Below are 14,031 nucleotides of genomic sequence, written 5' to 3'. Positions count from 1 at the left end.
TTTCGATTTATAAGGTTTATTTTATTAGAAAATTGGGAAAAAATCTTATAACAAGAACTTTATCAAAATTGATAAGTTTTTGTAAAAAAAAATTTAAAAAAGGATGTGATTTTTATGAAACCAATCGTAAAAATTATACGTAAAGTTGACATTGAAAAGCAATATGAATACATTCTACAATTAGAATTAGATTATGAATTGGCCTCTTTATTCTCTGCAATGAATGAAAAAAATGAGATTGAAATTGACAAAAGTAAAAAACGTCTAGCTGAAATTCAACTGGAACTTGAAAGTTTGCACGCCTATGCGTAATAAAACTTTCATACCAATTTGAAAAATCACTTGCTGAATATTCCGACAGCAGGTGATTTTTATTGTTATAAAGGTTAAAATAGACAATATATCATAATGGAAAGAAAAGATTATGTGCTGTGTTTAACATCATCATGAGGAATGAGAACCTTTAGCACATCTTTAAATGAAGATAAGTTGCAAGTATTTTTAAGAAGGGCTAGAAGCATAGTGCCTATTCGAAGGGTGGGTTTTTATGGATTTACAACAAATTGATCAATTTGCGAAAAGTATTATATTTGAAGCAGGGAGCCGGATTCGAGATGCCTTTTCATACAATTTAGTGATCGAGACCAAATCAAGCGCTAATGACCTTGTTACAAATATTGACCGTGAAACAGAATTATTTTTTATCGAAAAGATACGCGCTTTTGATCCAACCCATAAAATTTTAGGGGAAGAAGGCATGGGAGAAAAAGTAGAGTCGTTAGAAGGTGTTGTATGGATTATTGATCCAATAGATGGCACGATGAATTTTGTTAAACAACATCGGCATTTTATGATTTCTATTGGTATTTTTATTAATGGGGTGGGCAAGCTAGGTTACATATTTGATGTAATGCGTGAAGACTTATTTTATGCAATTGCAGGCGAAGGGGCATGGTACAATGACTCGCCATTACGTAAATTGCAATCAGTCAAAATGGAGGAATCGGTCATTGGTATAAACGCACACTGGGTAGCACCAAATCGACATATTCACAATGAAAAAGTCATTGAAATGGTTCGGAAAGTACGTGGTACACGGTCGTATGGTTCAGCTGCAATGGAAATAGCGTTTGTTGTTAGTGGTAAACTAGATGCTTATGTATCTATGCGACTGTCGCCATGGGATATTGCTGGAGGTACCATTATTGCTAAGGAAGTTGGGGCTATCGCCACTAATTTACATGGGGAGAGCTTTGATTTCCTACATCAGGATACTTTCATCATTGCCAATCCTTCTATTCACAAAGAGCTATTAGAAAAATATATTGTGCCTTATGAATAAAAAAGGAGCCGTCTAATTTTAGACAGGCTCCTACTTACTTATTAAAGTAATCCTTGCTCACGCAGTTTACGTTTCAATTTAAAGGCTGTCATAAAAATGACACAAGTAGCCACAATGCCTGCTATTATACCAAAACCACTACCAGCTGCTACAGAATAGCCAATAGAACACATTGCTAAAACAGCTGCTAATGCGAAAATGCCCATTACGAATTTTGCACGATTCATAGCCGAGCCTCCTATATGAAAAATTTGTAATTTAAATATATTTTTTTAGAATGATGTAAATTCTAATAAGGACATTTCTATCCTTCTTGTGCTATAATATCACAGTTAAACATTCGAAAAAAGAATATGGAGTGGAATAATGACAAACTTACGTCAAGATCTTCGCAATATCGCAATTATCGCACACGTTGACCATGGTAAAACTACTTTAGTCGACCAATTATTAAAACAATCAGGTACATTCCGTTCAAACGAACGTGTTGAAGAACGTGCAATGGACTCTAACGATATTGAACGCGAACGTGGTATTACGATTTTAGCTAAAAATACAGCAGTAAACTATGAAGGAACTCGTATCAACATCCTTGATACGCCTGGACACGCTGACTTCGGTGGTGAGGTAGAACGTATTTTAAAAATGGTAGATGGCGTTGTACTAGTTGTCGATGCGTATGAGGGTTGTATGCCACAAACACGTTTTGTGTTGAAAAAAGCATTAGAACAACGTTTAACACCAATCGTTGTTGTTAATAAAGTAGACAAAGATTCAGCTCGTCCACTAGAAGTAGTAGATGAAGTACTTGAATTATTCATTGAACTAGGTGCAGATGAAGATCAATTAGAATTCCCTGTTGTCTATGCTTCAGGTGTAAATGGTACAGCTTCTTTAGACGCTGATCCAGCTAAGCAAGAAGCGGATATGGAATGTCTATTTAAGAAAATTATCGAAGCTATCCCAGCACCAATTGATAACTCAGAAGAGCCATTACAATTCCAAGTAGCTTTACTTGACTATAATGACTTCGTTGGACGTATCGGTATTGGTCGCGTATTCCGCGGAACAATTTCTGTAGGTCAACAAGTATCTCTTATGAAGTTAGACGGAACAGTGAAAAACTTCCGTGTAACAAAAATCTTTGGTTTCTTCGGCTTAAAACGTGAAGAAGTTGAGACAGCAAAAGCTGGTGACTTAATCGCCGTTTCAGGTATGGAAGACATCAACGTTGGTGAAACAGTTTGCCCTGTTGAACACCCAGAAGCGCTAACGCCATTACGTATTGATGAGCCAACTTTACAAATGACTTTCTTAGTAAACAATTCTCCATTCGCAGGTCGTGAAGGGAAATGGGTTACTTCTCGTAAAGTAGAAGAGCGTTTACGTGCTCAATTACAAACAGACGTATCTTTACGTGTTGAAGATACTGATTCTCCAGATGCTTGGACAGTTTCAGGTCGTGGGGAGCTTCACTTATCTATCCTTATCGAAAACATGCGTCGTGAAGGCTACGAATTACAAGTGTCAAAACCACAAGTAATCGTGCGTGAAATCGACGGCGTGAAATGTGAACCTTTCGAACGCGTTCAAATCGATGTGCCTGAAGAAAATGTTGGTTCAATTATTGAATCAATTGGTACACGTAAAGGTGAAATGCTTGATATGGTGAACAACGGCAGTGGTCAAGTTCGTTTAACGTTCTTAGTACCAGCTCGTGGATTAATCGGTTATACAACTGAATTCATGTCAATGACAAAAGGTTTCGGTATTATCAACCATACGTTCGATTGCTATCAACCATTATTACCAGGAAAAATTGGTGGCCGTCACCAAGGTGTACTAGTTTCAATGGAAACTGGTAAATCAACAACTTATGGTATGATGCAAATTGAAGACCGTGGTACACTGTTCTTGGAGCCAGGTACAGATATTTACGAAGGTATGATCGTTGGAGAAAATACTCGTGACGCTGATATCACTGTAAACATCACAAAAATGAAACAAAAAACAAACATCCGTTCAGCAAATAAAGACCAAACGAATGTTATTAAAAAGCCACGTATTTTATCACTAGAAGAAGCGCTTGAATACTTAGGTGATGACGAGTACTTAGAAATCACACCAGAATCTATTCGCCTTCGTAAACAAATTCTAGATAAAAACGAACGTGAGAAAGCAGCGAAAAAATTACGTAACGCAGAACAATAATTTTCCGCTGACATGAAAGGAAGAGGAGTCTTGGATATAAAGTCCGCTTTATTGGGTGAACTGAATTTTATTCAAGTTGCTGCACAGACAAATGTAGAGGAAACAGCAAATGCCTATGAAAAAATGGCAGGGATTACGCGTTTTTTATATGAAAACTTACCTAGCTATGAAATGGCAGGTTATGTTCTGTTTGCTCTAGTGTTTTTGCTCTCTGCACTTGTTTATAAACTAGGCTTTGCAAAGAAATTAAAACTATCACAAAATATAGTTATTTACATTTTCCTGTTTTTAGGGTGTATTATGTTAACATTTTTTGCATTATATCTTCCAATGGTAGAAGGGCTCATTGTAGCGGCGTTAATTTTGATTGTATATAAAACACGTATGTGGCGTGAAAAAAGAGAAGAGCAACAAGCTGCCAATCAATGAGAGTAGCTTGGCTCCTATACCGTGAAACTTGTATTGAGTTTTTAAGTAATAAAACAGCCTTAGCATTAATTTGCTAAGGCTGTTTTATTTGGTATCGTAAAAAATTTTATCGTTTTAAGCCATCTACATATAAACGATTGGCTACGGAACCCATTTTCAATCGATTGTGTCTCTCAAACCTAAATTGATAGGCACCGAAATCTTCTGATATGAATAAGTTAATGTTGATAGGCTTATTTTCATCAATCGAGGAGGAAATGGAATGCGTTGGCTTAAAAAAGGTTTATTATTTAGTGTTATTGCTTTGTTACTCCTTTCTTTGACAGCGTGTAATAAAACGGAGCTTGAAAAGGTCAAAGTTGGAGAAGTGACGCGCTCGATTTTCTATGCGCCGCAGTATGTAGCACTTGAAAAAGGTTTCTTCGAGGATGAGGGGCTTTCTGTTGAGTTACAAACGATTGCAGGTGGCGATAAGACAATGACGGCGTTACTGTCTGATGGCATTGATATTGCCTTAGTTGGATCGGAAACTTCTATTTATGTGACACTTCAAGGCGCCAATGATCCAATACAAAATTTTGCACAGCTAACTCAAACAGATGGTACATTTTTAGTTGCGCGTGAAAAAATGGATAATTTTTCATGGAGTCAATTGAAAGGCACTACATTTTTAGGGCAACGTAAGGGTGGAATGCCCCAAATGGCGGGTGAGTTTGTACTGAAAAAACATGGCATCAATCCTACAAACGATTTAACACTCATTCAAAACATCGATTTTGCTAATATTTCTACGGCCTTTGCTTCTGGAACAGGGGACTTTGTACAACTATTTGAACCAACAGCGAGTATCTTTGAGAAAGAGGGTAAAGGCTATATTGTTGCTTCATTTGGAACTGAATCCGGTCATATACCTTACACATCGTTTATGTCCAAAAGTAGTTATTTGAAGGATGAAGCGAAAACAGTTCAAGGTTTTACAAACGCATTGAAACGAGCGCAGGATTTTGTACAGAAAGAGAGTGCTGCAGAAGTAGCGAAAATCATTCAGCCATATTTTGAAAATGTGGATGTTGCTTTAATTGAAACAGTAGTGGAGCGTTATAAGTCTCAAGGCTCTTATGCAACGGATCCCATTCTAGATAAGGAGGAATGGGATAACTTGCAAACAATTATGGAGGAAGCAGGTGAACTTCCTCAACGGGTAGATTATGAAAAGCTTGTGAATACAACTTTTGCTAAAAAGGCTGCTGAGTAATATGGGATTTTTAAAACTAGAACATATTCACCATAGCTATTTTTCCAATACTCAGGCAAAGGAAGTTTTACGTAATATCAATTTAGAAATTAGTGAAGGTGAATTTGTATCTTTTATAGGGCCGAGTGGATGTGGGAAAACAACTTTATTATCAATTATTGCGGGTTTATTTCCGTCTACTGAAGGCAATGTATACATTGATGGAGAGGAAATTTCAGCACAAAATCAGTCTCTGATTGGCTACATGCTTCAACAAGATTATTTGTTTCCTTGGAAAACTATCGAGGAAAATGTCACAATTGGCTTGAAAATTATGGAGCGGAGCAATAAAACACATAAAGTGACCGCCAATGCACTGTTGCGAGAAGTAGGTTTACCACATGTAGGGAGCAATTTTCCCCGAGAGTTATCAGGGGGTATGCGTCAGCGTGTAGCACTTGCGAGGACATTGGCAGTAAATCCTAAAATCTTACTGCTAGATGAACCGTTTTCGGCACTTGATTATCAGTCAAAATTAAAGCTTGAGGACTTAGTTGTTGAAACCTTAAAGGCCTATCAAAAAACAGCGATTCTTGTGACACATGATATTGGTGAAGCCATCGCCATGAGTGAACGAGTTTTTCTTTTTTCAGCTAATCCAGGTTCATTGCATAGAGTTTTTGAAATACCTGAAGTATTACGCAAGCTATCTCCGTTTGATGTGAGACAGCATCCGGCATATTCAGATGTATTCCAAACTATTTGGAAGGAGCTGGAGAGCCTTGGATAATACATTATTTAAACAGTATCAGCAAATGTTGAAAAAGGAAAAACGCTTTGTTCGATTATATCAATTTATCATCTTACTCGTTTTTTTTGGAGGGTGGGAGCTTCTTTCTAGATTTGGATGGATTGATCGTTTAATTTTTAGTTCACCAACATATGTATGGCAAACGTTTATAGAAAAAGTAAGTGATGGTTCGTTAACGTTGCATGTTGGTGTCACGCTAATGGAAACAGTTATTGGTTTTATTGCGGGTACCTTACTAGGGACATTAATAGCCAGCGTTTTGTGGTGGTCACCTTTGCTGTCAAAGGTACTCGATCCATATTTAGTTATTTTAAATGCGATGCCGAAAGTTGCGCTAGGACCAATATTAATTGTTGCCCTTGGCCCAGGCTATTTTTCGATTATCGCAATGGGTGCTTTAATTTCGATTATTATTACGACGATTGTTGTTTACACGGCCTTTAAAGGGGTAGATCCAAACTATAGCAAAGTATTACAAACTTTTGGAGCAACTAAATGGCAAATATTTAGAGAAGTGATTCTGCCTGCCTCCTTCCCAACAATTATTTCTACTTTAAAAGTAAACGTAGGATTATCTTGGGTAGGGGTTATTGTTGGTGAATTTTTAGTGTCCTCAAAAGGTCTTGGTTATTTAATTATTTATGGCTTTCAAGTATTTAACTTTAATCTCGTGCTTATGTCACTGCTCATCATCGCCTTTTTTGCGACGATTATGTATCAGGTTGTGGAATTGATTGAGAAGGCGATTATAAAAAAATAATGGTTAATAATCGAAATAAAATAGTATGCTAGAAGAAATCTGGCATACTATTTTTTATGATATAAAGACATTTTAGGCGATAGAATAAAATGTCGTACAGTTTGTTTCTACATAATATGAACAATGACTTCAATCAACCCCTCGTTTTGCCGAAGAGCATATCTTATTTTATAGGACATTTTAATTTCATTGACACAATAGCTTTTCAACAGCATAAAGGAGGTGGCTCAAATAATGGGTCACCTCCTTTAGTAGCTGTTAAAACTCTTTATCCATTTGTGGTGAAGTACGATAAAAACGGAAATTCCCGGTTTCAACGCGTGCAATGGTATTTTCTTTAATACGATCATGGCACGTATCACACATATACGTATGAATTGGTCGATTGCGTAATTTTTTTGCTAACGGTAAACTATCATCTAAATTGTTAATTGTATCGCAAATGACACACTTTACGCGCATTGCATTCCCTCCTACTCGGCACGAATAGCTAATACATTTTTGATAGGGTTGTCTACATTTGAACCGTCTCTAAATAATACATGGACAGGGCCATCTTCTAGTAAAGGCTTCCCATCTTGGCTGTATTGCAAAATTAATGTATGAGCTTCTTCAATTGTAAATGGACACTCTTTGCCACCTTCGCATTCAATGACGATTGTTGTCGCTTCTGGTTTAATTTCAGCGTTTTTCAAGAAGTGACTTAATTCGATACCGAAAGTACCTGTTTCCATCCCTTTACGGTCAAATTTTCGTTCGGATTTTAATGTTGGTGGGAAAGTTGCCCCTTCCATAATTTCACGTGACCAGTGCGCACCGACTTCACGCATATATTTTATATCCATATCTTCTTCCACTTTTTGTGAGGTGAAGTACGTTTTTAAATCTAATTTACGATCATCGAAAATCCAAACAGTGGGATCTAACGTTAGTTGAAATGAAACTGCGCCCTTGATAGGAATTATTGTTTCCATTATAGAAATCCTCCTCAAATCTTGTATATCCATGAAATAGTATAACGCTAATGACTAGATATAATAAAGAAATATAATTTGATTTCTCTATTTTCCAATGAAGACACTTGCAATTTTAACGACTAAAAGATAAACTTTATTAAGATAGAATCGAAGAAATATCAGATAATGGGGGCGTCCTCATGGATACGAAATCACAAACTTCTTTTCAGGAGAAGGCTTTGGAGCTTTTAGTTGCTGATGCAGATAAAATCGCTCGCCTCATTCGAGTACAAATGGATCATTTAACAATGCCACAATGCCCTTTATATGAAGAAGTATTAGATACACAAATGTTCGGCCTTTCACGTGAAATTGACTTTGCTGTGAAGCTTGGACTCATTGAACGCGAAAAAGGCAAAGAGATTCTCGATTCACTCGAGAAAGAACTGTCTGTACTGCACGACGCGTATACAGACAAATAAAAAGAAAAAACTCAAACGCTATTTGCGATTTGAGTTTTTTTTCTAGAATGAGGTTTTTCGATGAAACAATACTTAAAAAGATATGCACGAAATTTTGATTACCCATTATTTTTTACTTTTCTATTATTAAGTTTATTTGGATTAGTAATGATTTATAGCTCAAGTATGATGGTAGCTATTATAAAGGAAGGACAGGCTCCAGACTATTTTTATCAAAAGCAAGTGACAAATTTAACTGTAGCTTTTATGGGTTTTTTAGTGACCGCATTTTTCCCGTACAAGCATTATGCCAATAAGAATGTTATGTTGTTTCTTACCGTCGTTCTTGCCGTGCTATTTACTTGGTTAAAAGTAGCCGGTCATGGTGCGGATCAAGTAGGTTCTCAGAGTTGGATACACATTCCAGGTCTAGGGAATTTTCAACCGTCTGAATATGCGAAACTATTTATAATTTTATATTTTTCCGCTGCTTTTTATCGGAAAGGACAAAAATATACGTTTGAAAAGCTACAACCGACAGAAATTTTTTATCCAATATTTCTCTGGATCCTTGTTGTTGCTTGTGTAGCGTTTGAAACAGATTTAGGAGCTGTCATTATACTTTGTGGCATTGCTGTATCTGTAGTAGCAGCGAGTGGTATTCCATTTAAAACATTTTGGAAGTTTTTTGGGGTATTAGGGGCATTTGGTACAGCTATCCTTGGTATGCTTTGGTTATTTAAAGGGGAGCTATTAACGGGTAACCGTAAAGGCCGAATACTATCTTATTTTAATCCATTTGATTATGAAAATGATATGGGTCACCAAGTTGTAAATAGTTATTATGCAATAGGCGGAGGCGGTTTAGATGGAAGAGGCCTCGGTCAATCCGTTCAAAAATTGGGGTATTTACCTGAACCACAAACAGATTTTATTATGGCGATTATAATGGAAGAACTAGGTATTTGGGGTGTGATAATCGTCTTAGGTGGTCTAGGATTTATTGTGTATAAAGGATTTTCGATTGCGTTGCGCACAAAAGATCCACTAGCACGTATGATTGCGGCTGGTATTGCGAGCTGGATTGGCTGGCAAACGTTTATTAACCTTGGGGGTGTAACTGGGTTAATCCCGTTAACCGGTGTAACGCTACCTTTTATTAGCTATGGCGGGACATCTATAATTATTCTATCTTTAGCTATGGGAATATTAATTAATGTTTCTATGTTTGAAAAGGTAGAAAGAAAAAAATCACAATCATAAAGGGGGATATCTATGGAATCAATCAACAAAATTCTCGTAGCCAATAGGGGGGAAATTGCAATTCGTATTTTCCGTGCATGTACGGAGCTAAATATCCAAACCGTGGCCATTTATTCGCGGGAGGATAGTGGGGCATTCCATCGCTTTAAAGCAGATGAGGCCTATTTAGTCGGGGCTGGCAAGAAACCAATCGATGCTTATTTAGATATTGAAGGTATTATTGCCATCGCAAAGGATGCGGGTGTTGATGCGATTCATCCGGGGTATGGTTTTTTATCGGAAAACGTAGAATTTGCACGTCGATGTGAAGAAGAGGGCATTGTCTTTATTGGACCAACTTCCCTGCACTTAGATATGTTCGGAGATAAGGTTAAAGCGCGTGAACAGGCAATTGTTGCAGGTATTCCTGTTATTCCTGGTACAGATGGACCGGTAGCTGATTTAGCGGAGGTAGAGGCTTTTGCTAGCACATATGATTATCCAATTATGATTAAGGCAGCGCTAGGCGGCGGTGGTCGTGGTATGCGCCTTGTTCATAGTCAAGAGGAGCTAGCTTCCTCCTATGAACGTGCAAAATCAGAGGCGAAGGCAGCATTCGGCTCTGATGAGGTGTATGTAGAAAAGGCAATTATTAAGCCAAAGCATATTGAAGTCCAAATTATTGGCGATCAACAAGGCAATATTGTCCATCTATATGAGCGTGATTGCTCGATACAACGTCGTCATCAAAAGGTTGTTGAAATCGCACCATCTCATTCGATTTCAGAAAATTTAAGAAATAGTATTTGTGATGCAGCGGTTCAACTAATGAAAAATGTCTCGTACATAAATGCAGGGACAGTAGAATTTTTAGTCGCAGGAGAAGATTTTTATTTCATCGAGGTCAACCCTCGTATTCAAGTTGAGCATACAATTACTGAAATGATTACAGGTGTCGATATCGTGCATGCTCAAATAAAAGTGGCTGCGGGTTACGGTCTTCATAGCGAGGAGATCCATATTCCTCAACAGGCGGATATCCCAATGATTGGCTATGCGATTCAAGCACGTGTTACCACGGAAGACCCAGCCAATGACTTTATGCCGGATACAGGAAAGCTAATGGTGTATCGTTCAAGTGGTGGCTTTGGCGTTCGCCTAGATGCCGGCAATGGCTTCCAGGGAGCTGTTGTAACACCATACTATGATTCGCTATTGGTGAAAATTTCAACATCAGGAATGACATTTAAAGAAGCCGCAGCAAAGATGGACCGCAACTTAAAAGAGTTCCGTATTCGTGGGGTGAAAACGAATATTCCATTTTTAAATAATGTCGTGACGCACGGGAAATTTTTAACGGGTGCATTTGATACTAGCTTTATTGATACAACACCTGAATTATTTAATTTCCCTGTGCGTAAGGACCGTGGGACAAAGCTATTAAGCTATATCGGTAATGTGACACTCAATGGTTTCCCAGGAGTAGAGCAGAAGGCGAAACCAATTTTTGTTCAGCCGAGTATCCCAAAAGTTGATAAATTAATCGTTCCCCCTGCAGGGACAAAGCAAATTTTAGATGCTCAAGGAGCAGATGGGCTTGTGAAATGGATTCTGGAGCAGGAGGACGTGCTATTAACGGATACAACCTTCCGAGATGCACACCAATCACTGCTTGCGACACGTGTACGTTCAAAGGATATGTTCGAAATTGCAGATGCAACAGCACGCATGATGCATGATTTCTTCTCACTTGAAATGTGGGGAGGCGCGACGTTTGATGTGGCGTACCGTTTCTTAAAGGAAGACCCATGGGAGCGTCTAGCCAAGTTGCGTGAACAAGTACCGAATGTGTTATTTCAAATGTTACTGCGTGGAGCGAATGCCGTCGGTTACACGAACTACCCTGACAATTTAATTCGTGAGTTTATCGCTGAATCAGCGGCATCGGGCATTGATGTGTTCCGTATTTTCGATAGTTTGAATTGGATAAAAGGCATGGAAGTAGCGATTGATGCAGCCCGTCAGTCTGGTAAAATTGCCGAGGCAGCAATCTGTTACACAGGCGATATTTTTGATGATACGAGGGCAAAATATTCAGTCCAATACTACAAGCAAATGGCGAAGGAGCTAGAGGCAGCAGGTGCCCATATTTTAGCGATAAAAGATATGGCTGGGTTATTGAAGCCAGAAGCAGCGTATCGTTTAATTTCCGAGTTAAAAGAGACGACAAGTTTGCCAATCCATCTGCATACACATGATACAAGTGGTAATGGTATTTATTTATATGCCAAGGCGATCGAGGCAGGGGTGGATATCATTGATACGGCGCTCGGTTCGATGGCTGGCTTAACGTCACAGCCAAGTGCAAACTCCTTGTATTATGCAATGAAGGGCAGTAAGCGTGAGGTTCGTGCCGATATTGAAGCACTAGAAAAACTATCGTACTACTGGGAAGATGTGCGTAAATATTATAAGGATTTTGAAAGCGGCATGATTAGCCCACATTCTGAAATTTACGTCCATGAGATGCCTGGGGGTCAATACAGTAACTTACAGCAGCAAGCCAAAGCAGTTGGTCTTGGGGATAGATGGGAGGAAGTGAAGCGCATGTATTCCCGCGTGAACCTTCTATTTGGTGATATTGTCAAAGTAACCCCATCTTCAAAAGTAGTTGGTGATATGGCGTTATTTATGGTACAGAACGATTTAGATGAAAGCTCTGTACTGACAAGAGGACAAACCATTGATTTCCCAGATTCTGTGATTGAGTTCTTCCAGGGTTATTTAGGACAACCACATGGTGGCTTCCCGGAGGCACTTCAACAGGTTGTGTTAAAGGATCGCGAAGCCATTACAGTACGTCCAGGTGAGCTACTAGAACCTGTGAATTTTGAGCAGCTAGAGGCAGTACTGGAGGAAAAATTGAACAGACCGGTGACAAAGAAGGATGTGCTGGCGTATGCTTTGTACCCGAAAGTGTTTGAAGAGTATGCGAAAACAGTGGACTCTTTCGGCAATATTTCGGTATTAGACACACCAACTTTCCTTTGCGGATTAAAGCTAGGTGAAGAAATCGAAGTCGAAATCGAAAAAGGAAAAACACTGATTATTAAACTCGTTTCGATTGGTGAGCCACAGCATGACGGAACACGTGTGATGTACTTTGAGTTGAATGGTCAATCCCGTGAGTTGGTGATTCAAGATATGACTGTTGAAGTAGATGGCAGTTTAGCATTAAAGGCAGATCCAAGCAATCCAAACCAAATTGGAGCTACAATGCCAGGTACGGTCTTAAAGGTAGTCGTATCGAAAGGAAGTAATGTTAAACGTGGAGACCATTTGTTAATTACTGAAGCGATGAAAATGGAGACAACTGTTCAAGCACCGAAAGATGGAGTCGTAAAAGAAGTATACGCAAGTGCAGGCGACGCCATTTCAACAGGTGATTTGCTAATTGAGATTGAATAATTGAACCGAAAGAAGGTTATTAGATGGCTTTAATAGCATACTAATAACCTTTTTTATTTATCTATAGTAAGAAACTTGTCCATTTTTTTGACGTCATTAGTGCTTTGTAATTGAAGTCGTTTAAATAAATAAAAAAGATTCGCCACTGATGTAGCGAATCTTTTCTATTATTCTTTATTTTTTCCATTATAATCGCTACGTGCAACTAGCAATACCATGTAGCAAAGTAGACCAAATAATATTGAAATAAATAATGAATGTAGTAACGCGACTGTTAAATTCAATTTAGTTAGGACTACTAACATACCAGCAATCACCTGTAAAATTACTATAATAAAGGCAATAATCCAGCCATAGTAAATAACACGTTGATTTTTATATTCTTTTATAGCGTGCCAAGTTATGTATGCAATCCAAATAGAAAAGATCAGAACAGCAAATCGATGCCCCATTTGCACCCATTCATACATATTATTTAGTGGTGCGAATGGTGTTTCATTGTTGCAAAATGGCCAGTCAGGACATATTAAGCTAGATTCTGTATGGCGAACAAGCGCCCCTGTATAAACGACTAAATAAGAATAAATTGTGACAGCAATCGTATGCCAACGTAACTTTTTACCAATAAAAACGTTATCGGCATCAAATTTCCGATCCACTTCAAATACAATCATAGAGAGAAGGAGAACGGCAGCAAAGGAAATAAGAGAAATCCCAAAGTGGAGTGCTAGTATAAAATCGCCTTGCCCCCACAATACTTGAGCAGCTCCAATAAGAGCCTGTGCGATTAAGAAAAACATCGCTAAAAAACCTAATAACTTTACTTCGCGAATATGACCGAGTTTACGCCATGTCCAAATTGTTAACACAAGAATAGAAATAGATACAATTCCAGTTACAAGACGATGTGAAAATTCAATTAAGACTTCTGGTGTAATTTCTTTTGGAATAAGAGAACCATTACAATCAGGCCAGTTTCGACCACAGCCTAAGCCACTATCTGTTTTGGTAACAAGTGCTCCACCTAATAAAATAAGAAGCATTCCAATTGTAGCGGCAACAGCAAACCACTTCATATACCTGTTGTGTTGCATAAAATGAGTCACCTACTTTATCT

Annotated in this window: 14 protein-coding genes; 10 read left to right on the top strand and 4 right to left on the bottom strand. The window is 38.2% G+C overall.

All coding sequences use genetic code 11. The annotated features are described in order from the left end of the window. Positions 1-114: 114 nt before the first annotated feature. Entirely contained in the window at positions 115-312 is a 198-nt protein-coding gene (locus BFJ97_RS03825) for a hypothetical protein (protein ID WP_068983297.1), read from the top strand. A 235-nt stretch (positions 313-547) separates the two neighbouring features. Continuing rightward, the gene (locus BFJ97_RS03820) at positions 548-1,342 is read left to right on the top strand and encodes an inositol monophosphatase family protein (protein ID WP_068983296.1); all 795 of its coding nucleotides are present in this window, start codon (positions 548-550) and stop codon (positions 1,340-1,342) included. 41 nt (positions 1,343-1,383) lie between these two features. Here the strand turns inward: BFJ97_RS03820 and BFJ97_RS03815 are convergent, their stop codons facing one another. Continuing rightward, a complete protein-coding gene (locus tag BFJ97_RS03815) occupies positions 1,384-1,569 on the bottom strand; it encodes a DUF5325 family protein (RefSeq protein WP_068983295.1) in 186 nt (61 codons plus the stop codon). A gap of 139 nt (positions 1,570-1,708) precedes the next feature. Here BFJ97_RS03815 and typA point away from each other — a divergent pair, with 139 nt between their 5' ends. From typA to BFJ97_RS03790, 5 genes are all read left to right on the top strand, one after another. Continuing rightward, positions 1,709-3,553, top strand: coding sequence for a translational GTPase TypA (typA, locus tag BFJ97_RS03810; protein WP_068983294.1), 1,845 nt, complete (start codon positions 1,709-1,711; stop codon positions 3,551-3,553). A 30-nt stretch (positions 3,554-3,583) separates the two neighbouring features. Then, complete coding sequence (locus BFJ97_RS03805) at positions 3,584-3,982, top strand: YlaH-like family protein (RefSeq protein WP_083226895.1); 399 nt, start codon at positions 3,584-3,586, stop codon at positions 3,980-3,982. Between the two features lie 262 nt (positions 3,983-4,244). Then, entirely contained in the window at positions 4,245-5,237 is a 993-nt protein-coding gene (locus BFJ97_RS03800; RefSeq protein WP_068983292.1) for an ABC transporter substrate-binding protein, read from the top strand. A 1-nt stretch (position 5,238) separates the two neighbouring features. Beyond that, positions 5,239-6,006 carry an ABC transporter ATP-binding protein gene (locus tag BFJ97_RS03795; protein WP_068983291.1) on the top strand — a complete coding sequence of 256 codons (768 nt, stop codon included), beginning with the start codon at positions 5,239-5,241 and terminating at the stop codon, positions 6,004-6,006. After that, positions 5,999-6,787 (top strand): ABC transporter permease, encoded by a 789-nt coding sequence (locus tag BFJ97_RS03790; RefSeq protein WP_083226894.1) that lies wholly within the window; start codon positions 5,999-6,001, stop codon positions 6,785-6,787. Before BFJ97_RS03795 ends, BFJ97_RS03790 begins: the two co-directional genes overlap by 8 nt. A 258-nt stretch (positions 6,788-7,045) precedes the next feature. Here the strand turns inward: BFJ97_RS03790 and BFJ97_RS03785 are convergent, their stop codons facing one another. Together BFJ97_RS03785 and BFJ97_RS03780 are read right to left on the bottom strand one after the other, a co-directional pair. Beyond that, positions 7,046-7,249, bottom strand: coding sequence for a YlaI family protein (locus BFJ97_RS03785; protein WP_068983289.1), 204 nt, complete (start codon positions 7,247-7,249; stop codon positions 7,046-7,048). A gap of 11 nt (positions 7,250-7,260) precedes the next feature. Beyond that, positions 7,261-7,761, bottom strand: coding sequence for a hypothetical protein (locus tag BFJ97_RS03780; protein ID WP_068983288.1), 501 nt, complete (start codon positions 7,759-7,761; stop codon positions 7,261-7,263). Positions 7,762-7,943: 182 nt separating this feature from the next. On the opposite strand from BFJ97_RS03780, the gene BFJ97_RS03775 reads away from it, so the two are divergent. Genes BFJ97_RS03775 through pyc form a run of 3 tightly spaced genes read left to right on the top strand, consistent with a single transcriptional unit; the run spans position 7,944 to position 12,914 of the window. Beyond that, a complete protein-coding gene (locus BFJ97_RS03775; RefSeq protein ID WP_004224778.1) occupies positions 7,944-8,225 on the top strand; it encodes a YlaN family protein in 282 nt (93 codons plus the stop codon). A 60-nt stretch (positions 8,226-8,285) separates the two neighbouring features. After that, entirely contained in the window at positions 8,286-9,467 is a 1,182-nt protein-coding gene (locus tag BFJ97_RS03770; RefSeq protein ID WP_068983287.1) for an FtsW/RodA/SpoVE family cell cycle protein, read from the top strand. Positions 9,468-9,479: 12 nt separating this feature from the next. Further along, positions 9,480-12,914: a pyruvate carboxylase gene (pyc, locus tag BFJ97_RS03765; protein ID WP_068983286.1), complete on the top strand. Its 3,435-nt coding sequence runs from the start codon at positions 9,480-9,482 to the stop codon at positions 12,912-12,914. 167 nt (positions 12,915-13,081) lie between these two features. Here pyc and BFJ97_RS03760 read toward each other — a convergent pair whose 3' ends face one another. Continuing rightward, the gene (locus BFJ97_RS03760; RefSeq protein ID WP_068983285.1) at positions 13,082-14,008 is read right to left on the bottom strand and encodes a COX15/CtaA family protein; all 927 of its coding nucleotides are present in this window, start codon (positions 14,006-14,008) and stop codon (positions 13,082-13,084) included. Between the last annotated feature and the right edge of the window lie 23 nt (positions 14,009-14,031).

This window comes from Lysinibacillus xylanilyticus, assembly GCF_001708185.1.
Lineage (GTDB): Bacteria > Bacillota > Bacilli > Bacillales_A > Planococcaceae > Lysinibacillus > Lysinibacillus xylanilyticus_A.
The sequence above is the reverse complement of the archived record's forward strand: the minus strand, read 5'-3'. Positions and strand labels throughout refer to the sequence as shown.